This is a genomic window from Aurantimonas sp. DM33-3, from assembly GCF_014334315.1.
In the GTDB taxonomy this organism is placed as follows: Bacteria; Pseudomonadota; Alphaproteobacteria; order Rhizobiales; family Rhizobiaceae; genus Aurantimonas; species Aurantimonas coralicida.
This window is the reverse complement of record NZ_JACSGS010000008.1, coordinates 15286-39877: the sequence shown is the minus strand read 5'-3', so window position 1 is coordinate 39877 and position 24592 is coordinate 15286. Positions and strand designations below refer to the sequence as shown.

Annotated in this window: 22 protein-coding genes; 12 read left to right on the top strand and 10 right to left on the bottom strand. The window is 68.0% G+C overall.

Annotated features, from left to right (window positions below; genetic code table 11):
* Positions 1 to 73: 73 nt before the first annotated feature.
* The 6 genes from H9Q09_RS12425 to rnhA all read left to right on the top strand — a co-directional run bounded on the left by H9Q09_RS12425 (position 74) and on the right by rnhA (position 4852).
* Entirely contained in the window at positions 74 to 949 is an 876-nt protein-coding gene (locus H9Q09_RS12425) for a cytochrome c oxidase subunit 3 (protein WP_024349991.1), read from the top strand.
* A 121-nt stretch (positions 950 to 1070) separates the two neighbouring features.
* A complete protein-coding gene (locus H9Q09_RS12420) occupies positions 1071 to 1460 on the top strand; it encodes a DUF983 domain-containing protein (protein ID WP_187391313.1) in 390 nt (129 codons plus the stop codon).
* Positions 1450 to 2250 carry an SURF1 family protein gene (locus H9Q09_RS12415; protein WP_187391312.1) on the top strand — a complete coding sequence of 267 codons (801 nt, stop codon included), beginning with the start codon at positions 1450 to 1452 and terminating at the stop codon, positions 2248 to 2250. The genes H9Q09_RS12420 and H9Q09_RS12415 overlap by 11 nt, the downstream gene beginning before the upstream one ends.
* 156 nt (positions 2251 to 2406) lie before the next feature.
* On the top strand, positions 2407 to 3411 hold the full coding sequence (gene ispH / locus H9Q09_RS12410) for a 4-hydroxy-3-methylbut-2-enyl diphosphate reductase (RefSeq protein ID WP_187391311.1): 1005 nt from the start codon (positions 2407 to 2409) through the stop codon (positions 3409 to 3411).
* A gap of 2 nt (positions 3412 to 3413) precedes the next feature.
* Complete coding sequence (locus tag H9Q09_RS12405; RefSeq protein ID WP_187391310.1) at positions 3414 to 4394, top strand: homoserine kinase; 981 nt, start codon at positions 3414 to 3416, stop codon at positions 4392 to 4394.
* Positions 4391 to 4852, top strand: a complete 462-nt coding sequence (gene rnhA, locus H9Q09_RS12400) for a ribonuclease HI (RefSeq protein WP_187391309.1) — start codon at positions 4391 to 4393, stop codon at positions 4850 to 4852. The genes H9Q09_RS12405 and rnhA overlap by 4 nt, the downstream gene beginning before the upstream one ends.
* A gap of 63 nt (positions 4853 to 4915) precedes the next feature.
* Here rnhA and H9Q09_RS12395 read toward each other — a convergent pair whose 3' ends face one another.
* Positions 4916 to 5401: a peroxiredoxin gene (locus H9Q09_RS12395; protein WP_024349997.1), complete on the bottom strand. Its 486-nt coding sequence runs from the start codon at positions 5399 to 5401 to the stop codon at positions 4916 to 4918.
* Between the two features lie 79 nt (positions 5402 to 5480).
* Positions 5481 to 6302, bottom strand: coding sequence for a protein-disulfide reductase DsbD domain-containing protein (locus H9Q09_RS12390; protein ID WP_187391308.1), 822 nt, complete (start codon positions 6300 to 6302; stop codon positions 5481 to 5483).
* 191 nt (positions 6303 to 6493) lie between these two features.
* On the opposite strand from H9Q09_RS12390, the gene H9Q09_RS12385 reads away from it, so the two are divergent.
* Complete coding sequence (locus tag H9Q09_RS12385) at positions 6494 to 7102, top strand: YqgE/AlgH family protein (protein WP_187391307.1); 609 nt, start codon at positions 6494 to 6496, stop codon at positions 7100 to 7102.
* Positions 7103 to 7114: 12 nt separating this feature from the next.
* Here H9Q09_RS12385 and H9Q09_RS12380 read toward each other — a convergent pair whose 3' ends face one another.
* The 4 genes from H9Q09_RS12380 to thrC all read right to left on the bottom strand — a co-directional run bounded on the left by H9Q09_RS12380 (position 7115) and on the right by thrC (position 13451).
* The gene (locus H9Q09_RS12380; RefSeq protein WP_187391421.1) at positions 7115 to 10003 is read right to left on the bottom strand and encodes an EAL domain-containing protein; all 2889 of its coding nucleotides are present in this window, start codon (positions 10001 to 10003) and stop codon (positions 7115 to 7117) included.
* Positions 10004 to 10097: 94 nt separating this feature from the next.
* Complete coding sequence (locus H9Q09_RS12375) at positions 10098 to 10721, bottom strand: GNAT family protein (protein ID WP_187391306.1); 624 nt, start codon at positions 10719 to 10721, stop codon at positions 10098 to 10100.
* Between the two features lie 7 nt (positions 10722 to 10728).
* Positions 10729 to 12045, bottom strand: coding sequence for a pitrilysin family protein (locus H9Q09_RS12370; RefSeq protein ID WP_024350002.1), 1317 nt, complete (start codon positions 12043 to 12045; stop codon positions 10729 to 10731).
* Positions 12042 to 13451: a threonine synthase gene (gene thrC / locus H9Q09_RS12365; protein WP_187391305.1), complete on the bottom strand. Its 1410-nt coding sequence runs from the start codon at positions 13449 to 13451 to the stop codon at positions 12042 to 12044. Before thrC ends, H9Q09_RS12370 begins: the two co-directional genes overlap by 4 nt.
* Positions 13452 to 13612: 161 nt before the next feature.
* Between thrC and H9Q09_RS12360 the strand changes: the two genes are divergently transcribed.
* Positions 13613 to 14269 carry a hypothetical protein gene (locus tag H9Q09_RS12360; RefSeq protein WP_187391304.1) on the top strand — a complete coding sequence of 219 codons (657 nt, stop codon included), beginning with the start codon at positions 13613 to 13615 and terminating at the stop codon, positions 14267 to 14269.
* Between the two features lie 12 nt (positions 14270 to 14281).
* Here the strand turns inward: H9Q09_RS12360 and H9Q09_RS12355 are convergent, their stop codons facing one another.
* A complete protein-coding gene (locus H9Q09_RS12355) occupies positions 14282 to 14968 on the bottom strand; it encodes an HAD family hydrolase (RefSeq protein WP_187391303.1) in 687 nt (228 codons plus the stop codon).
* A 200-nt stretch (positions 14969 to 15168) separates the two neighbouring features.
* Between H9Q09_RS12355 and H9Q09_RS12350 the strand changes: the two genes are divergently transcribed.
* Positions 15169 to 16308, top strand: coding sequence for a site-specific DNA-methyltransferase (locus tag H9Q09_RS12350; RefSeq protein WP_187391302.1), 1140 nt, complete (start codon positions 15169 to 15171; stop codon positions 16306 to 16308).
* Positions 16309 to 16341: 33 nt separating this feature from the next.
* Here the strand turns inward: H9Q09_RS12350 and H9Q09_RS12345 are convergent, their stop codons facing one another.
* Positions 16342 to 16968, bottom strand: a complete 627-nt coding sequence (locus H9Q09_RS12345; protein ID WP_187391301.1) for an HAD family phosphatase — start codon at positions 16966 to 16968, stop codon at positions 16342 to 16344.
* Entirely contained in the window at positions 16965 to 18071 is a 1107-nt protein-coding gene (gene mutY / locus H9Q09_RS12340; protein ID WP_187391300.1) for an A/G-specific adenine glycosylase, read from the bottom strand. The genes H9Q09_RS12345 and mutY overlap by 4 nt, the downstream gene beginning before the upstream one ends.
* 254 nt (positions 18072 to 18325) lie before the next feature.
* On the opposite strand from mutY, the gene H9Q09_RS12335 reads away from it, so the two are divergent.
* The 3 genes from H9Q09_RS12335 to ppdK all read left to right on the top strand — a co-directional run bounded on the left by H9Q09_RS12335 (position 18326) and on the right by ppdK (position 22696).
* On the top strand, positions 18326 to 18844 hold the full coding sequence (locus tag H9Q09_RS12335) for a DciA family protein (protein ID WP_024350009.1): 519 nt from the start codon (positions 18326 to 18328) through the stop codon (positions 18842 to 18844).
* A gap of 123 nt (positions 18845 to 18967) precedes the next feature.
* Positions 18968 to 19741 (top strand): DsbA family protein, encoded by a 774-nt coding sequence (locus H9Q09_RS12330; protein ID WP_187391298.1) that lies wholly within the window; start codon positions 18968 to 18970, stop codon positions 19739 to 19741.
* Positions 19742 to 20032: 291 nt separating this feature from the next.
* Complete coding sequence (ppdK, locus tag H9Q09_RS12325) at positions 20033 to 22696, top strand: pyruvate, phosphate dikinase (RefSeq protein ID WP_187391297.1); 2664 nt, start codon at positions 20033 to 20035, stop codon at positions 22694 to 22696.
* Here the strand turns inward: ppdK and H9Q09_RS12320 are convergent.
* The gene (locus tag H9Q09_RS12320; RefSeq protein ID WP_187391296.1) at positions 22693 to 24486 is read right to left on the bottom strand and encodes an SLC13 family permease; all 1794 of its coding nucleotides are present in this window, start codon (positions 24484 to 24486) and stop codon (positions 22693 to 22695) included. The genes ppdK and H9Q09_RS12320 overlap by 4 nt on opposite strands.
* Between the last annotated feature and the right edge of the window lie 106 nt (positions 24487 to 24592).

Here is a 24592-nt window from a genome sequence, read left to right as displayed (position 1 = left end):
TCAGATGCTGGAGTTGCCGAGCGAGTTTCGCTAAGCAGACCGCAGGGCATTCAGAAGAGACCGGGGACCCGCGATGGCCGACACGCACGCCAAGCATGACTATCACATCATCGATCCGAGCCCGTGGCCGTTCCTAGCCTCGGCCGGGGCCTTCATCATGATGATCGGTCTCGTCGGCTTTATGCGCTATGCGGCGGGCGGTCAGTTCGTCATGTTCGGCGTCGATCTCGCCGGCCCTTGGATCTTCTATCTCGGCCTCGCGCTGGTTCTCTACGTCATGTATGCGTGGTGGTCTGACACCATCAAGGAAGGCCAGGAAGGCGCCCATACCCGCGTCGTCTCGCTGCACCTGCGCTACGGCATGATCATGTTCATCGCCTCGGAGGTGATGTTCTTCGTGGCGTGGTTCTGGGCCTTCTTCGACGCCAGCCTGTTCCCGAACGAGGCGATCCAGGCGGCCCGCACCGAGGTGCTGGGCGGTCAGTGGCCGCCGCAGGGCATCGAGGTTCTCGACCCGCTGCATCTGCCGCTGTTCAACACGGTCACGCTGCTCCTGTCGGGCACGACGGTGACCTGGGCGCACCATGCGCTGCTGCACAACGACCGCAAGGGCCTGATCTGGGGCCTCACGCTCACCGTCGTGCTCGGCGTGATCTTCTCCTACGTCCAGTATTACGAATACGCCCACGCGCCCTTCGCCTTCGGCGGGTCGATCTACGGCTCGACCTTCTACATGGCGACCGGCTTCCACGGCTTCCATGTCCTGGTCGGCACCATCTTCCTGGCGGTCTGCCTGCTGCGTGCCATGAAGGGCCAGTTCACCCCGCAGAAGCATTTTGGCTTTGAGGCGGCGGCCTGGTACTGGCACTTCGTCGACGTTGTCTGGCTGTTCCTCTTCTTCTGCATCTATATCTGGGGCAGCTGGGGCGCCGCGATCCACGTCGAATAGGCGGCGGACAAACGGAAATTGCGAGGGCGGCGCAGCGATGTGCCGCCTTCTTCGTTTCGGGACCATGCGCGCGCCTACGGCCTGCGCGGCGGGTTCCGGCCAGCCATGACGGAGTGAGCATTTGAGCGACACAGGCGGACGCCCTCAGAGAGCAGCCGACCCGGTGAAGGCCGGTGTCCTCGGTCGCTGCCCGCGCTGCGGCGAGGGCAAGCTGTTCGCCGGCTTCCTGACGGTGGCGCCGCGCTGCGCGAACTGCGACCTCGACTACAGCTTCATCGATTCGGGCGACGGCCCGGCGGTCTTCGTGATCCTGATCGTCGGCTTCATCGTCGTCGGCATGGCGCTGTGGGTGGAGGTCGCCTTCGATCCGCCGCTCTGGGTGCATTTCCTCCTGTGGCTGCCGCTGATCCTCGGGCTGGCCCTGCCGCTCCTGCGTGCGCTCAAGGGCCTGATGATCGCCATGCAGTACCGCCACAACGCCTCGGAAGGGCGGCTTCGCGATGACGTCTGATTCCGCTTCGTCCATCGGCGCAGGCGGCGCCGGATACGTTCCCCGGCGCATGTCGCGGGGCAAGTTCTGGTTCGCGCTTCTCGCCTGCCTCGTCGGGATCGCGATCCTGCTCGGGCTGGGCTCGTGGCAGGTCGAGCGGATGCAGTGGAAGCAGGCGATGCTGGAGCGCATCGACGCCCGCATCCATGCCGAGCCGATCGATCTCGCAGCCCTGCGCGCCCGCTTCGCGGACACCGGAGACGTGGACTACACGCCGGTGACCGTGACCGGCCGGTTCCTGCATGACGGCGAGCGCTTCATGCTGACCACCTTCGAGGGCAAACCCGGCTGGAACGTCTTCACGCCGCTGCTTACCGATGCGGACGCCGTCGTCTTCGTCAATCGCGGCTACGTGCCCTACGAGATGCGTGACCCGGCAGGCCGCGCCGAGGGCCAGAGCGAGGGCGTGGTGTCCGTAACGGGGCTCGCCCGCGACGCGCCGCGCGAGACGCCTGGCTATTTCGTGCCGGACAACGAGCCGGGCAACGACACCTTCTTCTGGCGCGACATCGACGCCATGGCCGAGGGGCTGACGCTGGATGGCGGCGTCACAGTGCTGCCGTTCTTCGTCGATGCCGGACGGGCCGTTACCCCGGATGGCGGGCCCATCGGCGGCACGACCGTCATCGACATCCCGAACAATCACCTGCAATACGCCATTACCTGGTACGGGCTGGCGCTGGTGCTGATCGTCATGACCGGGATGCTGATCGTCGGCGACCGCCGTGCCGCCAGGCGCGAAGCGCGCTGAGCCGCACCGCCGGCGGCGTTGTGCCGGCGGCGTCCCGCCCGGCCATCGTCTGCGTGCCGCAATGCTGCGCCACAAGCGCCGCGAGGCTTGACACCCATGCGTCGCATCCCTTCATTCGGCGCGACATTCGCCCTGCCGAACAGCCCGGAGCTCTTCTTGTCCGCAACAGCCACCAAACCGAAGCTGACGATCCGCATGTGCGAGCCGCGCGGCTTCTGCGCCGGCGTCGACCGGGCCATCCAGATCGTCGTGCTGGCGCTGAAGAAATACGGCGCGCCGGTCTATGTGCGGCACGAGATCGTCCACAACCGCTATGTCGTGGAAGGCTTGCGCAGCAAGGGCGCGGTCTTCGTCGAGGAGCTGGATTCGGTCCCCGATGACGGCCAGCCGGTGGTGTTCTCCGCCCATGGCGTGCCGAAATCGGTTCCGGCCGCCGCCGAGGCCCGCGACCTGCTCTATCTCGACGCCACCTGTCCGCTGGTCTCCAAGGTCCACAAGCAGGCCATGCGCCACACGCGGCTCGGCCGCCATGTGCTGCTGATCGGCCATCGCGGCCATCCGGAGGTCATCGGCACGATGGGGCAATTGCCCGAGGGCAGCGTCACGCTGATCGAGACCGAGGCCGACGCGGCCGAATATGTGCCGGCCGATCCGGAGGCGCTGGGCTTCGTGACCCAGACCACCCTCTCGGTCGGCGACACCGCGGGGATCATCGCGGTGTTGCAGGCGCGTTTCCCGCAGATGCAGGCGCCCTCGTCGGAATCGATCTGCTACGCCACGACCAACCGCCAGGACGCCGTGAAGGCGGCCGCTCCCGGCGCCGACCTGTTTCTCATCGTCGGCGCGCCGAACTCGTCGAACTCGCTCCGCCTCGTCGAGGTCGCCGAGCGCTCCGGCGCGATGCAGGGTGCGCTGGTAGAGGGGCCGCAGGACCTGCCCTGGGACTGCGTGAAGCCCGGCGGGGTGGTGGCGATGTCGGCCGGAGCCTCGGCGCCGGAGATCCTCGTCGACGCCATCGTCGATTCCTTCCGCGACCGCTACGACGTGACCATCGAGCTCGTGCGCACGGCGGAGGAGAACGAGAACTTCCCGGTGATGCGCAGCCTGCGCCAGACGCCGCTGACGCCCGTCGACATGGCCTTCGTCAACGGGCAGGGCTGACCATGGCTGTCTATACGGACGTCTCCGAGCCGCAGCTCGCCGACTTCATCGGCGCCTACGACATCGGCGAATTGCTGAGCTACAAGGGCATCGCCGAGGGGGTGGAGAATTCCAACTTCCTGCTGCGCACCACGGCGGGCACCTACATCCTCACGCTGTACGAGAAGCGGGTGAACCCGTCGGACCTGCCGTTCTTCGTCGGGCTGATGGAGCATCTGGCCGAGCGGGGCCTGTCCTGTCCGCTGCCGGTCCACACGCGCGCCGGCGAGTCCCTCGGCGAATTGTCGGGCCGCCCGGCGGCGATCTTCACCTTTCTCGAAGGCATGTGGACCCGGCGTCCCGCGCCCCAGCATTGCCGCGCCGTCGGCGAGGCGCTGGCCGGCATGCACGGCAAGGCCGCCGATTTCCCGCTGCACCGCCGAAACGGCCTCGCCGTTGCCGACTGGCGGCCGCTGTTCGAAAGCTGCGGCGACCGGGTCGACGGCATCGAGGCGGGGCTCGCCGCCGAGATCGGCGCGGAGCTCGATTTCGTCGAGGCGAACTGGCCGGCCGATCTGCCGACGGGCGTCATCCACGCCGATCTCTTCCCCGACAACGTCTTTTTCCTGTCGGGCGAATTGTCCGGCCTGATCGACTTCTATTTCGCCTGCAACGACCTTCTCGCCTACGATCTGGCGATCGCCGTCTGCGCCTGGTGCTTCGAGCAGGACGGCAGCTTCAACATCACCAAGGGCCGGGCGCTGATCGGCGGCTATGCCAGCGTGCGGCCGCTGAGCGCGGCGGAGCTGGCGGCCTTGCCGGTGCTGTGCCGGGGAGCGGCGCTGCGCTTCCTGCTGACCCGGCTCTACGACTGGCTGACGGTGCCCGACGATTCCTTCGTGACCAAGAAGGATCCGATGGAATATCTCGGCAAGCTGCGCTTCCACCGGTCGGTGAAGAGCGTTTCGGACTATGGCTATGACGACGAGCGGGTGACGGCATGAGCGCCGAGGGACGGGTCGAGATCCACACCGACGGCGCCTGTTCGGGCAATCCGGGACCGGGCGGCTGGGGCGCGATCCTGCGCTTCAACGGCAATGAGAAGGAACTGAAGGGCGGCGAGGAGCACACCACCAACAACCGGATGGAACTGCTCGCGGTGATCCAGGCGCTGACGGCCCTGACGCGGTCCTGCCCGGTCGATATCTATTCCGACTCGCAATATATGCGCGACGGCATCACCAAGTGGATCCACGGCTGGAAGCGCAATGGCTGGAAGACCGCCGACAAGAAGCCGGTGAAGAACGCCGAGCTCTGGCAGAAGCTGGAGGAGGAGAAGGGGCGCCACGACGTCACCTTCCACTGGGTGAAAGGCCATGCCGGCGACGAGATGAACGAGCGCGCCGACCAGCTGGCCCGCGACGGCATGGAGCCGTTCAAGCGCCGCAAGCGCAGCGCATAGGCGCGCCTTGGAAAGTCCGCGCCCGTCCCCGCAGCACTGGCCGCGGGGACGGAATTATCCGGATCAGAGCTGCTCGAGAACGGCCTCGGCGGTCGAGCGCTCGGCCTGGCCCGGCGATTCCTCGACGTTCAGCGACTTCACGACGCCGTCCTCGACGATCATCGAATAGCGCTTGGAGCGCAGGCCGAGGCCGGCGACCGAGAGGTCGATGTCGAGGCCGAGGGCCTTGGTGAACTCGCCATTGCCGTCGGACAGGAACAGGATCTTGCCGGCCGCGTCGTTGGCCTTCTCCCAGGCGCCCATCACGAAGATGTCGTTGACCGCGACGACGGCGATGGTGTCGACGCCCTTGGCGCGGATCTCGTCATTGTGGGTCAGGAAGCCCGGCAGGTGATTCATCGAGCAGGTCGGCGTGAAGGCGCCGGGCACGGCGAACAGCACGACCTTCTTGCCGGCGAAGATCTCGTCGGTGGACAGGTCTGCCGGACCGTCGGAGGTCTTGGTCTTCAGTGTCGCGTTCGGAAGCTTGTCGCCGATACCGATGGTCATCTGGTCGTTCCCTTCGTGAAATGCGTGGCGTTACGGCCCGGCGCCATATGAGGCGAGGCGGAGGGCTTTGTCGAGCCGTTCAGCCGGGCGTGTCGGTGGTGACCGGTACCGCATCGGCGGCAAAGTCGCCGCGCGCGCCGGTGACCACCATGTCGACCGTCGCCGGCCCGTCCGTCGCGCCGCGCGGGCGCCCGACGACGGGCACGCGGAATTCCAGGCTGTCGCCGTTGCGCACCGGCGTTGCCGGCTCGTCGAAATACCACCCGTCCGGCCCGCGCACGAAGAGATCGGCGTCCTGTGCGTCGAGCACCGTCTCCACGGCGACGGTCAGCACGTCGCCGCCGGCGGGCAGAACGGCCGAGCTGATCCGCCCGAGCGGGCCGTCGCGGGCGGGCAGGGCGGCGAAGGTTGCCGCGATGGTCTCGGTCGCCGCCGCGTCGCCGGTGTCGGCCGCAAGCTCCGCCTGCACCGGAATGCAGATGTCCTGGCACACGCCGATGGCGAGGCTGGCCGTCACCGTGTCGAGCGTGGTGCCGGGCCGCGGGGTCAGCGCGTAGCCGATGGCGACGGCGTTCTCGTAGCCATTGGCCCGGGCGATGCCCTCGCCGAAACGCAGCGGCGCCGGAAATTTCAGATCGGCGGCCGCCAGATTGTCCGTGGCCGTGAAGTCGATGTGCGGGGGGATGCCCGAGGCGCCCGGATCGAGCCAGTAGGTGTGCCAGCCCGGCGCGAGATCGACCAGCAGCGCGCCGCGAACCGTGCCGTCCGGCGCGGCTTCACCGGCAACGAGCCGCAGCGTCACCTGCTCGCTGGCATAGGTCGATGCCGGCTCTGCCTGGGCCGCTCCCGCTCCCATCGCCATCGCGGCGATGCCGCCGGCGATCCGCGCAATCCATCTCATCTGCGGTGTCCTCTGCCCTGAAACGATCTGCGGCGCATGGCCCGCCCGCCCTCGTGGTTAGCGCGGGCAAGGGCCGCTGGCCATTCAACAAGCCGCGACGCCGGCCGGCAAATCGGGCCGCGCGGCGCGCTCTGGTTTTGACATCGCCGCGATGCCATCTATCGTGAAAGCCCCGCAAGCATCTGGATGCCATGGATCTCGAAACCGAAATCGGCAGAAATTCGACGGACTCTTCCCTGGAAGGGCATTTCCTCATCGCCATGCCGGGCATGGGCGACGAGCGCTTCGCGCGCGCCGTGATCTATGTCTGCGCCCATTCGCCGAGCGGCGCGATGGGCTTCATCATCAACAAGCCGCAGCCGGTCGGCTTCGGCGAACTCCTGACCCAGCTCGGCATCGTCGCCAGCGAGCGCGATATCCGCATGCCCAGATCGGGACAGGAGATCTGCGTCTGCATGGGCGGACCGGTCGAGAAGGGGCGGGGCTTCGTCCTGCATTCGGACGACTATGATTCCGAATCCACCGTGGCCGTCGCCGACAACATCTCGCTGACCCCGACCATCGACATCCTCAAGGCGATCTCGAAGGGCGTCGGGCCGACGACGGCGATCATGGCGCTCGGCTATGCCGGCTGGTCGCCGGGCCAGCTCGAGAGCGAGATCGCGGCGAATGGCTGGCTGACCTGCAAGGCCGATCTCGACATCGTCTTCGACGTAGAGCTGGACAGCAAATACGACCGTGCGCTGGGCCTGCTGGGCATCGAGCCGGCGTTCCTGGCCAGCGAGGCCGGCCACGCCTGAGCCGGGCGCGCCCTAGCTGGCGCGCTTCAGGCCCATCGCCCGGTCGTCGAGGATCTTGCGCACCTGATCGGAGCCGAGCGGCGGCGAGAACTTGAAGCTCTGGGCGAATTCGCAGCCGAGCTGGCGCAGCTGCATGACGTCGGCGTCGCTCTCGATTCCCTCCGCCACGACCTTCAGTCCCAGATCGTGGGCCATGGTGACGATCGAATGCAGGATGATCGGCCGCTGCGGCTGGCTGTTGTTCTTCAGGAAGGACTGGTCGATCTTCAGCGTGTCGAAGGGAAAGCCCATCAGATAGGCGAGCGACGAATAGCCGGTGCCGAAATCGTCCAGCGACAGGCCGACGCCGAGCGCCTTCAAGCGGGTCAGGAGCTGTGCCGAGCGCTCCGGATTGTCCATCACCAGCGATTCCGTCAGCTCCAGCTTGAGGCTGTTCGGCGAGATCCGGTAGCGCTCGATGACGGTCTTCACGTCGCCGATCAGATCCTGGCGGATGAGCTGCCGGCTGGAGATGTTGACCGAGACGAACAGGTTCTCGTCGCCGGTCATGCGCTGCCAGTCGCCGAGCCGGCGGCAGGCCTCCTCCAGCGCAAACTGGCCGAGCTGGACGATCAGGCCGGTGCTCTCGGCGATGGGCACGAATTCCGCCGGCGAGATCGCGCCGCGCCGCGGATGCTCCCAGCGCAACAGCGCCTCGAAGCCGGCGATGTCTTCGGTTTCCAGCGTGACGATCGGCTGGAAGGCAAGCGACAGCTCGTTGCGCTCGAAGGCCCGGCGCAGATCCGATTCCAGCTCCAGGCGGCCATAGCCGACGCTGCGATAGGCCGGCCGGAACGGCTCGATGCTGTCGCCGCCATTGCGCTTGGCCTGGTACATGGCCAGTTCGGCTTCCTTGAGCGCCTCGTCCGAGGTCGAGGCATCGGTCCAGCCGGTGAGGCCGATCGAGCCGGTCAGGACGATCTCGCGGTTGGCGAAGGCGATCGGCGCCTTGATGGCGTTGCGCAGGCCCTCGGCGAAATCGGCCACCGCGGTGACCTCGGTCTCCGACAGGAGGATCAGGCCGAACTGGTCGCTGCCGAGCCGGGCCAGAGAATCCTGCGGTTTCAAAAGGCGCTTCAGGCGGCGTCCGATGGTCAGGAGGATGGTGTCGCCGGTGGCGATGCCGAAATCGTCGTTGACCTGTTTGAAGCGGTCGAGGTCGATGACGATGATCGTCGGCTGCACGTCGGCCCGCGTCATGGCGAGGACGCCGATGGCCTCCAGCCGGTCGCGGAACAATTCGCGGTTCGGCAGGCCGGTCAGCTGGTCGTGCAGCGCATCGTGCAGCAGCCGCTCCTCGGCCTTCTTGGCATCGGTGACGTCCTTGAGCGTGCCGACGCAGCGCACCACCTCGCCGTCGCTGCCCAGCACCGGGCGGGCGCGCAGCGAGACCCAGTGATAGTGGCCGTCCTCGTCGCGCAGGCGGAAATCCTGGATGATGCGGCCGCGGCGATGTTCGAGGATGGTGTCGAGCGTGACCTTGAAGCGGTCGCGGTCGTCCGGATGCAGGACCGGCAGCCAGTCGCGCGCCGGCCCGTTCATGGTGCCGACCGGCATGCCGGCCAGGGTGTCGCCGTCGGCGCCGGCGAAGATGCGGTCGCGGCTGACGTCCCAGTCGAAGATCGCGTCGCCGGTGCCGGCAAGCGCCAGCGAGCGGCGCTCGAGGTCCGACAGGAGCCCCTGCGCGAAGCCGCCGCCGGCAAAGGCGTGCTGCATGACCGTGAAGCCGATCAGGAGGACGATGAGCACCAGGCCGCCACCCAGCGCCGGCTGGATGATGTCGTTGTCGATGCGGCCGGTCACGGTAGACCAGCCGGCGAACACCCACAGGATGACGAGGCACCAGGTGGGGATCAGCATGATCGCCCGGTCGGAGCGCTGCACGGCGAGCGTGCCGATGATGCCGAGGCCGAGGGCGGCCGTCGCGGCCAGCGAGATGCGGGCGATGCCCGAGGCGACCACCGGGTCGAAGGCGGCGACGACGCCGACCGTGCCCAGCGCCGCCAGCCACATGATGGTGAAGATCGACAGCACGCCGTGCCAGCGATTGAGGTTGAGATAGGCGAAGAGGAACAGGACCAGCGTGAAGGCGAGCGACACCTCGGTGCCGGCTCGCCAGACCCGTTCCTGCCCGGGCAGGATCGGCACCAGTTTCTGCCAGAAGTCGAAATCGATGCAGATATAGGCCAGCACCGCCCAGGCCAGCGACGCGGTGGCGGGGAACATCGCCGATCCCTTGACGACGAACAGGATGGTCAGGAACACCGCCAGAAGGCCGGCAATGCCGAGGACGATGCCGCGATAGAGCGTGAAGGCGTTGACCGTGTCCTTGTAGGCGTTCGGCTCCCACAGGCGCAGATCCGGCAGGTTCGGCGAGGCCAGTTCGGCGACGAAGGTGACGATCGCGCCGGGGTCGAGGGTCACCAGGAAGACATCGGCGTCGGTGCTCGGCTGGCGCTCCAGCGCAAAGCCCTGGCTGGGCGTGATCGAGGCGATGCGCTGGGAGCCGAGATCGGGCCAGACGACGCCGGAGCCCACCAGCCGGAAATGCGGCGCGACGACGAGCCGGTCGATCTGCTTGTCGGTGTTGTTGGCGAGGGCGAACACGGCCCAGTCGCCGGAGGCCTGCGCCGACTGCGCCTCGATCTCGATGCGGCGCACGATGCCGTCGGCGCCGGGCACGGTCGCGACCTGGAAGGCGCGGCCCTTGCCGCGATAGACGTCGACGGCGGGCAGCATGTCGATGGCGGTGTCGCCGCGCGAGATGCTGACGGCTTCGAGCGCCAGGGACTGCGGCGCCGAGACGACGAGCGCAACGAGGACGAAGGCCAGCGACAGGAACCACCGCGCGGCCAGACCGATCGGCCCGACGCCGCTTTTCCGATTGCTGATGGCTTTCGCCTTCACGTTGTGCCCCAACCTTGCATTCCGACTCACCCCCGCCCGCGCTTCGCGTTTATTGCACCACGGCCGCGCCCATGCGAGCCTTGGGCTGCGAAGACGACCATTCTTCGGCCAGAAGCGAATAGAGATAATGGTCTTCCCAGCGTCCGGCGATCTTCAGATAGCTTCGCAGATGACCCTCGCGGACGAAACCGCATTTCTCCAGAAGCCCGATGGAGCGCTTGTTGCGCGGCAGGCAGGCCGCCTCGATGCGGTGCAGGCGGTGCACGTCGAAGGCGAACAGCTTCATCTGCTCGACCGCCCGCGCCATCAGGCCGGCGCCGGCATGGCGCTCGCCCATCCAGTAGCCGAGCGTGCCCGACTGGGCGACGCCGCGCCGGATCTGGCTGAGCGTCGTGCCGCCATAGAGCGTGCGGCCGGTCGCGTCGAACAGGAAGAAGGTGTAGCTGACGCCGTCACGCGCATCGTGCGCATAGCGGCGCAGGCGCTGGCGATAGGCCTCCCAGGAGAGTTCGTCCGCGGCCCAGAGCGGCTCCCAGGGTTTCAGGAAGTTGCGGCTTTCGCCGCGCAGGTCCCGCCACGCCGCATAGTCGCTGCGCCGGGGCATGCGCAGAAGGATGCCCTCGCCGTGCAGCGCGGGGACGGGCGGCCCGGCGAGATGCTCCAGGATCCTCATCGGCGGATCAGTGGCTGGTCGCGAGCCTCGCCTCGGCGCCGGACGACGCGCCGGCAAGCCGTTCGGCAAGGACGTCGCGGCTCGGCAGACGGGACACCGGTCCGATGGCGGCGAGGGTGGGCACGGTGCCCACGAACGTACGCTCGGCGAGATCGGCGAGCCGCGGCGCGGTGATCGCCTCCAGCCGCGCGATCAGTTCCTCGTTGGTGATGGTCGCGCCATTGAACAGCATCTGCCGGGCGATCTGCGCCGCGCGGGCGGCCGGGCTTTCCTGCGACATCAGCAGGCTGGCGCGCATCTGCGCCCGGGCGCGATTGACCTCGGGCTCGGAGATGCCGGCCGCGGCCCGCGTCAGCTCGTCGGCGATGACCGGCGCCAGTTCCGCCAGCTCCTCCTCGCCGGTCGCCGCATGGATGCCGAAGATGCCGGAATCGGAGAAGCTCCAGTGAAAGGCGTAGATCGCGTAGCACAGGCCCCGGCGCTCGCGGATCTCCTGGAACAGACGCGAGGACATGCCGCCGCCGAGGATCAGCGACAGCACCTGCGAGGCGTAGAAGTCGCGGGCGTAATAGGCGCGGCCCTCGAAGCCGAGCACCATCTGCGCGTCCATCAGGTCGCGCTCCTGGCGGAACTCGCCGCCCGTATAGGACGCCGCCTGGCGCGGCGAGGATTCCAGCGGCAGCGGCGACACGGAGGCCGTTCCGCCGAAGGCCGCCTCGATCTGGTCGACGATGGCGCGGTGCGACACGGCGCCAGCCGCCGAGACGATCATCTTGTCGGGCGAATAGTGCCGGGCGAGATAGCCGCGCAGATCGTCGGGCGAGAAGGACTTCACCGTCTCGCGGGTGCCCAGGATCGGCCGGCCGATGATCTGCTTGTGAAAGGCGGCTTCCTGGAAATGGTCGAAGACGATGTCGTCGGGCGTGTCTTCCGCCGCGCCGATCTCCTGCAGGATGACCTGCTGCTCGCGTTCCAGCTCCTGCTCGTCGAAGCGCGAATCGATCAGGATGTCGGTCAGGATGTCGAGCGCCAGCGGCACGTCGTTCTTCAGGACGCGAGCATAGTAGGAGGTGGTCTCGACGCTGGTGGCGGCGTTCATCTCGCCACCGACATCCTCGATCTCCTCGGCGATCTGCCGGGCGCTGCGCCGGCTCGTCCCCTTGAACGCCATGTGCTCCAGAAGATGGGCGATGCCATGCTCCCGGGGCGCCTCGTCGCGGGCGCCGGCCTTCACCCAGATGCCGAGACAGGCGCTCTCCAGATGCGGCATCGTCTCGGTCGCAATGGTCAGTCCGTTCGAAAGCTTGGTGACCTCGACGCTCATGCTTCGGCTCCCTGGTCGACGGCGCGCGTGCGCGCGAGGATGTAGGATTCCACGGCGCCGATCTCGTTCGGCAGGCGATCCATGGTCTCGCGCTTCTGCATCAGGTCGCCGTGGCTGGGCGGTAATGCGGGGGTGATCTGGACGGCCTTCTCGATCGCGTCGGGGAACTTCGCCGGATGGGCGGTGCCGAGCGTGATCATCGCCTCGCGGCCGAGCCGGCTCTCCGCCACGCCGACGCCGACGGCGGTGTGCGGATCGAGGAGATAGGCCGTGCCGGTGAGGGTGCGGCGGATGATGTCGGCGGTCGCGGTCTGGTCCGTCGCGCCGGCATCGAACTCGGCCCGGATCGCGGCCAGAACCCCCTCGGGCAGGGTGAAGGAGCCGGATTGGGCCAGCTGCTGCATCAGCCCGCGCACCATGTCGCCGTCGCGTCCGCTCGCCTCGAAGATCAGCCGTTCGAAATTCGACGACACCTGGATGTCCATCGAGGGCGAGGTGGTGGCGTGGACGCCGGTGGTCTCGTAGCGGCCGCGATCGAGGGTGCGCACGAGGATGTCGTTCTCGTTCGTGGCGATCACCAGCCGCTCGACCGGCAGGCCCATGCGCTTGGCGGCGTAGCCGGCGAAGATGTCGCCGAAATTGCCGGTCGGCACGGTGAAGGAGACGGCCCGCTCCGGCGCGCCGAGGCTGGCGGCGGCGGTGAAGTAGTAGACGATCTGGGCCATGATCCGGCCCCAGTTGATCGAGTTCACGCCGGACAGCGCCGCTTTTTCGCGGAAGGCGGCGTGATTGAACATCGCCTTCACCAGCGCCTGGCAGTCGTCGAAGGTGCCGTCGACGGCGACCGCATGGACGTTGTCCGCCCCCGAGGTCGTCATCTGGCGCTGCTGCACCGGCGAGACGCGGCCATGCGGGAACAGGATGAACATGTCGGTGCGCTGGCTGGCGGCGAAGGCCGCGATGGCGGCGCCGCCCGTGTCGCCCGAGGTGGCGCCGACGATGGTGGCGCGGCGGCCGCGCTGGGCGAGGACATGGTCCATCAGCCGGGCGATGAGCTGCATCGCCACGTCCTTGAAGGCCAGGGTCGGGCCGTGGAAGAGCTCCAGCACGAAATGCGACGGGCCGAGCTGGACGAGGGGGGCGACGGCCGGATGCGGGAAGGTCGCATAGGCCTCGTCGACCATGCGCTTCAGATCGTCCGGGGCGATGTCCTCGCCGACGTAGGGCAGGAGGATCTCGAAGGCGACTTCGGCATAGGGCCGGCCGGCGAATCCGCGGATCGTTTCCGCCGAGATCTGCGGCCAGGTCTCCGGGAGATACAGCCCGCCGTCATTCGCGAGACCTGCCAGAAGTGTGTCGGCAAAACCGAGGACAGGAGCCTCTCCCCGCGAACTCACATATCTCACTTCGTCTCCACTTCGCTTCGGACCGGGATCGCTCCCGGCATTCTGTTCGGCCGCGAGCGCACCGTGTGCCGGTCGGCGCTCCGCCATGTTCCGATGTCGGTCGCCTAACCGACGGGCGGCTGATATAGAACGGCGCGCCACGATAACGGAAGGACCGAGCGATGCATATGGTAGTGCCCCCCATAGCGACCAATGGTGAACGCAACGCCATCGACGAGGGCATTTCCGTGCAGGGTCCCGGCACCGCGATCAGCCGCCGTCTTCCCGCGCTGCGCCGGCTGGCCGGCGGCCTCGCCCTGGGCGGTGCGCTGGCACTGCTCGCCGCCTGCAATTCCACCACCCCAGAGGCCGATCTCGGCAATGCCGGAGCGCTGGCCATTCCGCCGTCCTCGGTCACCGCGTCGAGCCAGTTCGACCAGGGCGGCGAGGCCCGCTACTGCCCGAAGGTGACCCTTCGCGAAGGCACCGCGATCCTGCGCAAGACCATCGGTTCCGAGGTCGACTACGTCGCCAACATCGCCGAGACGACCCGCGACTGCCGCATCGTCGACGGCAAGCTCCTGATGAAGATCGGCGTCCTCGGCCGCATCACCCCCGGGGCCGTCGCCCAGGACCGCAGCGTGCGCCTGCCGATCCGCGTCGCGGTGCTGCGGGGCAATGACGTGGTTTATTCCGAGCTCGGCCAGCAGACCGTCGCGATCACCCGCAATGGCGGCGCCCAGACCTTCACCTATGTCGACGAGTCGGTGCTCATCGACCCGGCGCCGACCGCCGGCATCGTGATCTTCGCCGGCTTCGACGAGGGCGCGCCGGAATAGCGCGCCTGCCGTTCAGGCGTCCTGCCAGCTGACAAAGGCCTCGACGACGGCGGGAAAGTCGGCAAGCCGGCTGATCACCGTCTCGGCGCCCGCCTCGGTCAGGGCGTCGGCATGGCCCGGAAAGCTGTGGCCGGCGCCGGTGAAGCCGACGACGCGGCAGCCGGCGGCGACGGCCGCGGTCACGCCATGGACCGAATCCTCGATGACGATGGCGGCCTGCGGCGCCACGCCGAACTGCTCGCAGGCATGGACGAACACGTCCGGCGCCGGCTTCACCTTCTGCGTGCCGACCTCGGGCGCGCTGAAGACATGCGGGAAGAAATAATCCCACAGTCCGACATGCTCGAGCTCCAGCTCGAGACGCTGCGACGTCGAGTTCGAGCAGATGCAGCGCGGCAGGGTCAGCTGGTCCAGCGCCATACGGGCGCCGGCGATCTCTTCCACGTCGGATTCCAGCCGCCGGTCCACCTCGGCATTGACGCGGGCGATAAGATCCTCGGGGAAGCTGCGGCCCAGCTCGTCCGACAGTCGCTTCAGGATCATCGGCCAGGTCAGCCCGGCAAAACGGATGGCGAGTTCGCCGGCATCGATCTCGACGCCGTGCTCGGCGAGGATCTCGGCCTGCACCTGCGCGGCGATCACCTCCGAATCGACGAGGACACCGTCGCAGTCGAAGATCACGAGCAGGGGTTCGGACATGGGGGGCTCCGAAGAAAGTTTTTGGCGAAGGGGCGACGGCGCGAAGGCCGACTGCGTCGAAGGTTGCGCGGGGCGCAGATGGTGCGAGGGGTCCGGTAGCACGAGCACGAGGGCGCGACAAAGGCAGGATTTCACCGATTGTTTACGTCGTTCGGTAACCATGACGCCGGTTCAATGTCCTGCGTAGTCCGGTGGTGAAGATGGCTTACAAGCGTTCCGCGTCCCTCAAGGTGGTTAATTGCGAAGCGGAAAAACCCGCCTGGCTGGACCGGATCCACAAGGGGCACTGCGTGTCGCAGATGGCCGCGCTGCCCGAGAATTCGGTCGACGTGATCTTCGCCGACCCGCCCTACAATCTGCAGCTCGGCGGCGATCTGCACCGGCCCGACCAGTCCAAGGTCGATGCGGTGGACGATCACTGGGACCAGTTCGAGAGCTTCCAGGCCTATGACGCCTTCACCCGCGCCTGGCTCTTGGCCGCGCGCCGGGTGCTCAAGCCGAACGGCACGATCTGGGTGATCGGCTCGTATCACAACATCTTCCGCGTCGGCGCGATGATGCAGGATCTGGGCTTCTGGATGCTGAACGACGTCGTGTGGCGCAAGACCAACCCGATGCCGAACTTCCGCGGCCGCCGGTTCCAGAACGCCCACGAGACGATGATCTGGGCGTCGCGCGACGCCAATGCCAAGGGCTATACCTTCAATTACGATGCCATGAAGTCGGCCAATGACGACGTGCAGATGCGCTCGGACTGGCTGTTCCCGATCTGCTCGGGCGGCGAGCGGCTGAAGGATGCCGAGGGCCGCAAGACGCATCCGACCCAGAAGCCCGAAGCGCTGCTCGCCCGCGTGCTCCTTTCCTCGACCAAGCCCGGCGACGTGGTGCTCGACCCGTTCTTCGGCACCGGCACGACCGGCGCCGTCGCCAAGCGTCTCGGCCGCCACTATGTCGGCATCGAGCGCGAGGACGTCTATATCGAGGCGGCCGAAGCCCGCATCGCCGCGGTGGAAGCGCTCGACCCGGCGGTGCTGAAGGTCTCGGCCGGCAAGCGCGCCGAGCCGCGCATTCCCTTTGCCAGCCTCCTGGAAGCCGGCCTGGTGAAGCCGGGCACCGAGCTGACCGACGCCAAGCGCCGCTGGACGGCGCGGGTGCGGGCTGACGGCACCATCGCCATTGGCGAGGACGCTGCTTCGATCCACCGCATCGGCGCCAAGGTGCAGGGGCTCGACGCCTGCAATGGCTGGACCTTCTGGCACATCGATTCCAAGAAGGGCCTGACCCCGATCGACACGCTGCGCCAGACCATGCGCGAACAGATGGCCGTCGAGGCGGTCTGACCGCCCCGACGCAGTTTCCCGATCAGTGACGTTTCAGGGCCTGCCGGCCGCTTCGACCGGCAGGCCTTCTGCTGCCAGATCCCAGGCAAGCTGGTCCGGATCGATGAAGTGGATGGCGCTCCAGCCGGCGGCGCGGGCGGCGTCGACATTCGCGCGATTGTCGTCGATGAACAGGGTGCGCTCCGGGGCCAGGCCGAAGCTGCGCGCATGGTGCTCGTAGATCGCCGGGTCCGGCTTGATCAGGCGGATGTCGCCGGACACGGTCACGCCGCGGGTTGCCGTCAGGAACGGGAACTTCGCCTGCGCCTCGCGAAACGTGTCGGAGGCGAAATTGGTCAGCAGCGTCACGTCGACGCCGGCGTCGATCAGCGCATGAAGCAGCGCCACGCTGCCCTCATAGGCATGTGGCACCATCCGGTGCCAGTTGCGCCGGAAGGCGCGGATCTCCTCGGCCATCTGCGGATGGCGGGAGATGGCCTCGGCCTCCGCGTCCTCCCACGGCCGGCCGCGATCCTGCTCCAGGTTCCAGTCGTGCGAGCAGACCTCGTCGAGGAAGAACTGCCGGCGTTCGTCGGACGGGATGATGTCGCGGAAGGGGATATGCGGGTCGTAATGGATCAGCACCTTGCCGATGTCGAAGACGACATGCTGGTGGGTCATCGGTTCTGTCTCCGTTTCGGTGTCTCGGCGGGGTCCGGCGGGCTGGCCTCGGCGCGCACCAGCACCTTCTGCATCAGGGTCGGCAAGGCCTCGGCGCCGCGGGCTTCCGGCGGGCACCACCAGCCTTCGGCCGGCGGATCGTCGGTGAGTTCGGCCCGGTAGACCTCGAGTTCGAGACGGAAATGCGTGAAGCTGTGCGCCACCGTGCCGCAGAAGCGCCAGTCGGCCGCAAATGGCGCGGCGTCGGCGCCGGTCGCGCCGTCGGCCTTGGCGTGCCAGCCGGTGCCCGGCGGCTCGCTCATGCCCTGCAGCATGCCGGGCGCCTCGCGCCGGCGCAGCCAGACCGCGCCGTCCGCCGGCCGCGTCGCGACAAAGGCCGCGCCCTTGCGTTCGGGAACCGCCGCCTTCGGCTTCTTCACCGGAAAGTCTTCCGCACGCCCCTCGGCGCTGGCGCGGCACATGGGACGCACGGGGCAGACCATGCAGCTCGGCCGTTTCGGCGTGCAGACCGTCGCGCCGAGATCCATCATCGCCTGGGCGAAGTCGCCGGGCCGCTGTTGCGGGGTCAGTTCCGCGGTGCGCAGCCGGATGTCTTTGCGGGCCTGGGGCAGGGGCGTCGCGATGGAAAACAGCCGGGTGACGACCCGCTCGACATTGCCGTCCACCACGGCCGCCGGCTCGTCGAAGGCGATCGCCGCGATCGCCGCGGAGGTATAGTCGCCGATGCCCGGCAGGGTCCGCAGCGCAGCCGCCGTCTGGGGAAAGGCGCCGCCGAATTCCTCGGTGACGCGGATCGCGCAGGCATGCAGATTGCGGGCGCGGGCGTAATAGCCAAGGCCGGCCCATTCGCCCAGAACCGCCGGCTGCGGCGCGGCGGCGAGATCGGCGACATGCGGCCAGCGCGTCGTGAACTTGGCGAAATACGCCTTCACCGCCGCCACCGTCGTCTGCTGCAGCATGATCTCCGACAGCCAGACACGGTAGGGCTCCGGCCGGATGCCGCGCGCCCTGTCCTGCGGCGACACGCGCCAGGGCAGCACCCGCGCATGGCGGTCGTACCAGGCAAGGAGATGATCCGCGAACGGACGGAGATCGGCGGGCATGGGCAGGAGACGCTCTGTCTGGATGGGGGGGCCGGAAGATCGGCGGCAAGGCCCGATGCGGGCCGCGCTCTTCGCGATGTAACGGCCCCGCGCGGCGAATGCGAGCCGGCCGTCTGTCGCAAGCAGGACGGCGTCCGCTCTGGCGACGTCCACGCCGTTTCATGCTATCCGTGCGGCGCGCGGTCCCGTGCCGGCAACATACCCTGTTGCCCCGTGTCGGACCCGCGCAGACATCGATCCGGAAAGGTCGTCCCGTGACATCGCCCTATGACCCGCGCGCCAGGCGCCGCACCGGCACCCCGCAGCCGGTCGCCGATCTCGTCGGCGGCCTGATGGACCCGATCCTGCGCCGCAAGGCCGGCATGACCACCGGGCTGGTCGCCGCCTGGGGCGAGATCACCGGGCCGGGCCTGCGCGATCTGACACGGCCGGAAAAGCTGGTCTGGCCGGCCCGGCGCGACGAGGGCGACCCCTTCGAGCCGGCGACGCTGGTCATCGCCTGCGAGGCGGCGGCGGCGCTGCGGCTGCAGCACCAGACCGGCGAATTGCTGGCGCGGGTCAACGCCTTCTTCGGCTTTGCCGCCGTGGCGCGGATCAAGATCGTTCAAAAAGCCGTCAACCAGCACCGGCCGGACCGCAAGCCGAAGCTGCGCGATCTCGCCCCCGTCGAGCATCAGCGCGTCGCCGAGATGGTCGCCCGGATCGAGGATCCCCGGCTGCAGAAGGCGCTGCGCGACTTCGCCGAGACCACCCTGCGCCGCTCGAAGGGCTGAGCATCGCGCGGTTCGGCGACCGCGGCCCGGCGGCCGCCTGAGACCCGCAGGCATTGGAAATGCCGCATTTCTCCCGTACATCCCGGTGAGAACGCGTTTCCTTCTGCAAGCGAGGCTCCATCGATGACTCATCCGCTGACCGCCCGTACCCGCCTGGCGAAGGCGCCCCGAATTGCCGCCTTCCTCGCCGGAGCCGGGCTGCTCGCGATCGCCGGCTGCACGGACGAGGCGGAGAGCACCGCGGCCAGCGCCGTTCTGCCCAATTCGGATGCCGTGCTGATGGCCCAGGCCGACACCGCACCGGCAACCCCCGCGACGCCGGCCGTCGAGGCGCCCGAATCCAGCGGTTCGGTGGATGTCGCCGATCTGATGGCCGAGGGCCCGCTGCCCGACGTGGTGATCGGCGATGCCGATGCGCCGGTGACGATCGTCGAATACGCGTCGATGACCTGCAGCCACTGCGCCGACTTCCACGAGAATTCCTATCCGCAGATCAAGACGGACTTCCTGGACACCGGCAAGGCCAAGCTGATCATCCGCGAATTCCCCTTCGATCCGCGCGCGCTCGCCGGCTTCATGCTGGCCCGCTGCACCGGCGACGACGCCAAGCGTACGGCAATGATCGATGTCCTGTTCAGCCAGCAGGACGACTGGGCCCGCGCCGACAACGCCTCGGCCGCGCTTCTGAAGATCGCCAAGCTCGCCGGCATGAGCCAGGACGAGTTCACCAGCTGCCTGAATGACAAGGAGATGCAGGAGAAGATCGTCGAGATCCAGCAGAAGGGTCAGAACGAATTCGGCGTCAACGCGACCCCGACCTTCTTCATCAACGGCGACAAGTTCTCCGGCGCGCTCAGCGCCGAGCAGATGGCCGCCGCCATCCGCGCCCGCATGTAGACCATGTACCGTCCAGCCTCGCTGGACCTCGCCTGACCGGCCCGCCACGGCATCCCCGCCGTGGCGGGCTTTTTTGCGTCGCAGCAATTGGCGGGGCATTGGATTTCTTCTAGACATGAAGGAAGGTTCGCGGGAGGGGTGCGAACCGGCGGGATTGCCGCTCCCGCTTTGCGGCGCGCGATGGCGGGACGGACGTCGTCTCCCGGCAGGCGCAGACGCCGCGCCGACCAGAAAAATGACGCGGTCCGCAAAGGACCCGTCGAGCTCGAGGGGGACGGTCGACCGCATTCGATGCCCAAACGGATCTTCACATTCCGGCGCGGAGCGGCCGATCGCACGGCCGACGCGTCCGAGGCCCTGGGGCTGAAGGGTGCCAATCTGGCGCTGCTGGCGTCGCTGGACGTGCCGGTGCCGCCGGGCTTCACCCTCGCCACCTCGGTCTGGCGCGAGGTGCAGAGTGGCGGCGACGGCCTGCCGCAGGAACTGCGCGCCGATCTGCGCATGGCGATCGAATGGCTCGAGGGCGTCACCGGCCGCGGCTTCGACGGCGACACGCGCCCGCTGCTGCTGGCCGTGCGCACCAGCGCCCGCGCCCAGATGCCGGGGCTGGCCGAATCGGTTCTCGATGTCGGCCTCAACGACCGCACGGTGGATATCCTTGCGGCCGAGCTGGACGACCCGGCCTTCGCCTATCGCAGCTATCGCCGCTTCATCGAAAGCTACGCCCATCTGGTGCTGTCGGTCGATCCGGCCGAGTTCGAGGACATCGCCGACGCGGAAGCGGCCGAGGCGGGCTGGACCGAGGAGCCGGGCGACCGGGCCGGCTGGCGCGCGCTGATCGCGCGCTACCAGACCTATCTCGACGCCGAGATCGGCGCCGTCGTGCCGCAGACCCCGCTCGAACAGCTCTCCGCCGTCATCGAGGCGGCCTATGCGACCTGGCGCAGCCCGTTGGCGACCTCGCACCGGCTGATCCAGGGCATCCCGGAGAATGCCGGCCTGGCGATCACCGCCCATGCGATGATCTTCAACGAGCATGACCACAATTCCGGTACCGGCCGGGCCGTCTCCCGCGACCTGACCACCGGCGAATCCCGCCTGTCGGGCGAATTCGGGCTGGTGGCGCCGCGGGCGCGCGAGATCGGCGAGAAGCCGCCGGTGCTGGATCTGGGAACCCTGTCGGATGGCGACGCGGCCCGCTTTCCCGCCGATCTCGCCGAGCTGACCGAGCATGTGCGCCGCATCGAGGCGCATGTCGGCGATGTCGTCGAGGTCGACTTCATGGTCGGCGACGGCGAACTCTTCCTGATGCAGTCGCGGGTGGCGCGGCGCACAGCAGGGGAGGCGATCCGCATCGCCGTCCAGTTCGTCGACGAGGGGCTGATCGACGAGGCCGAGGCGATCCTGCGCATCGATCCGAATTCACTCGACGAATTGCTGCATCCGACCTTCGAACGGACCGCCGACCTCGTCGTCCTGGGCCGGGGCATGCCCGCCTCGCCGGGCGCGGCGACGGGCGAGATCGTCTTCACCTCCGAGCGCGCCCAGGAACTGGCCAACGAGGAACGGCCGGTCATCCTCGTGCGCAACGAGACCTATCCGGAAGACATCCACGGCATGCATGTGGCCGAGGGCGTCCTGACGATCCGCGGCGGCACCACCAGCCACGCGGCGGTCGTCGCCCGCGGCATCGGCCGGCCTTGCGTGACCGGCGCCGGCGCGCTGCGCATCAATGCCGGCACGGCCACGCTGCATGCCGCCGGCAAGGTGCTGCGCGAGGGCGACACCATCACCATCGACGGCACCTCCGGCGAGGTGATCGAGGGGGCCGTCCCGCTGTTGCGGCCGGCGCTCACCGGCGATTTCGCCATGCTGATGGACTATGCCGACCGGGCCCGCCGCATGCGGGTCAGGGCCAATACCGAGACCCCGATCGAGGCCCGCTCGGCGCGCGCCTTCGGGGCCGAGGGGATCGGGCTCTGCCGCACCGAGCACATGTTCTTCGAGGGCGACCGGGTGCGCTCGATGCGCGAGATGATCCTCGCCTCCGACGAGACCGGCCGGCGCGCGGCGCTGGAAAAGCTGCTGCCGATCCAGCGCTCCGACTTCACCGAACTGTTCGAGATCATGGCCGGCCTGCCGGTGACGATCCGCCTGCTCGATCCGCCGCTGCACGAATTCCTGCCCCAGAGCGACGGCGAGATCGCCGAGACGGCCGCGATGCTGGGCGTCGACGAATCCGTCGTGCGCCAGCGCATCGCCGCCCTGCAGGAGTTCAATCCGATGCTCGGCCATCGCGGCTGCCGGCTGGCTATCTCCTATCCGGAGATCGTCGAGACCCAGGCGCGGGCGATCTTCGAGGCGGCCATCGAGGCCGGCGAGAAGGCCGGCGAGGCGGTGGTGCCGGAAATCATGGTGCCGCTGGTGAGCCTTCGCAAGGAACTCGACTTCGTGAAGGGGCGCATCGACAAGGTCGCGGCCCTCGTCATGGACGAGCGCGGCTGCGAGATCACCTATTCGGTCGGCACGATGATCGAGCTGCCCCGCGCCATCGTGCGCGCCGACACCATCGCGGAGATCGCCGACTTCTTCTCCTTCGGCACCAACGATCTGACCCAGACGGTCTACGGCATCTCGCGCGACGACGCCGGCAATTTCCTGTCGACCTATGTCCGGCAGGGCATCATCGAGCGCGATCCCTTCCAGACCATCGACGTCGAGGGCGTCGGCGAGCTGATCGCGCTGGCCGTGGAGAAGGCGCGGCGCACCCGGCCGGACATCTCGCTCGGCGTCTGCGGCGAGCAGGGCGGCGATCCGGCCTCCATCGCCTTCTTCGAGCAGACCGGGCTCGACTACGTCTCCTGTTCGCCCTTCCGCGTGCCGATCGCGCGGCTCGCCGCGGCCCAGGCGACCATCCGCGACGAGCGCTCGCGACGTGGCCGGGCCCGCCGCTAGACGCCGTAGTAGAAGTAGATCGCCACGCAGCTGACAAAGCCGACGATGACGTTCATCGGCACGCCGATCTTCACGAAGTCGGTGAAGCGGTAGTTTCCGGCCGCATAGACCAGCGTGTTGGTCTGGTAGCCGATCGGCGTGGCGAAGGATGCCGAGGCGCTGAACATCACCGCCACCACCGCCGCACGCGGGTCCATGCCCAGCGATGTCGCCAGGCTGATCGCCACCGGCGTGACGACGACGGCGACCGCGTTGTTGGTGACGATCTCGGTGAGGATCGACGAGATCGCGTAGATGATCAGCAGCACCAGGAAGGGCGAGGCGCCCTGCAGCAGCGGCTCGACCAGCTCGACCAGAAGCTCGACCGCACCGGCGTTCTGCATGCCGAGGCCGATCGCCAGCATGGCGAAGATCAGGATCAGGATGTCGCCGTGGATCGAGCGCCAGGCTTCGTCGGCATCCAGCACCCGGACCAGCAGCAGCGTCGCGATGGCGACGAAGGCGAGGATCTGGATGCTGGCGATGCCCATGGCGGCGAGGACCACGACTGCCAGAAGCGCGCCGATGGCCAGCGGCGCCTTGCGCCGGCGATAGGGCCGGGCCTCGCTGAGATCGACGCCGATCAGGTCGTTGGATTCGGCGATGCGGGCGATCGCGTCGGGCCGGCCTTCCAGAAGCAGCCGGTCGGCCGGGCGCAGCTTGGTGTCGTGCAGCGAGGGGCCGGGGACGTGGCGATGGCGCTGCACGCCGAGAATGTGCACGCCGGAGCCGGAGATATCGACGAGCTCGGAAATCTTGCGGCCGATGCCGCGGCGATGCGGCGCGACGGTCGCCTCTACGACGACCCGTTCCTCGTCGCCAGCCGCCGCGGCGGAGACCCGCGCGACGCGGAAATTCTCGTTGGAATGCAGGGTCAGCAATTCCTCGGGCGAGGCGAAGAGGATCACCCGGTCGGCCTTCTGGATCACCACCTCGGCGATCCCCTTGCGGATGGTCTCCGAGCCGCGCCGGATCGCCACCGGGCGGATGCCCCGCGCCGAGAAGGAGGCCGATTCGCCCAGCGTCTTGCCGATGGTGCTGGCGCCCTCGCGCACGACGATCTCGGTGAAATACATGTCGGCATCGGAGCCGCCGAGAACGTCTTCGGCGGAGGTGCGGTCCGGCAGCAGCCTGGGGCCGACGAACAGAAGGTAGAGGATGCCGGTGATCGCGGTCACGATTCCGATCGGGGTGATCTCGAAGATCGAGAACGCTTCCAGGCCCTGGCCGCGCGCGACGCCGTCGACCAGGAGGTTGGTCGAGGTACCGATCAGCGAGCAGGTGCCGCCGAGAATGGTCATGAAGGACAGCGGGATCAGCAGCTTCGTCGAGCCGACGCCCATCTTGCGCGCCAGCTCGGTCATGATCGGGATGAAGACGATGACCACCGGCGTGTTGTTCATGAAGGCGGAGGCAACGAGGACGCCGATGCCCATGATCGCCAGCGTGATGCGCGGCCGCTTCTCCGCGCTGGTGACCAGCCAGCCGGCGGCCCCCTCGAGCGTGCCGGTCCGCACCAGCGCGCCGGACAGGACGAACATCGCGGCGATGGTGATCGGCGCCGGGTTCTGGAAGACCGAGGTGAACTCGTCGTCCTTGATGTAGCCGAGGACGAGGAAGGACACGGCTCCGCCCGTGGCGATGACCTCCGGCGGATAGAGTTCGAGCGCGAACGCCACGAAGACCAATGCGACGATCGCAAGGGCGATGAATGCGGAATAATCCGTCAGGAAGGCGTCCATGTAACCCATGCAATATTGGTTCAGGAACGCTGATCTGCAGGAGCCCAAGGCTTTTGCAAGGGGCGCGTATGATCAGTCTGGCGATATACTGATCACGCGGTCATCCTGGCCCGCG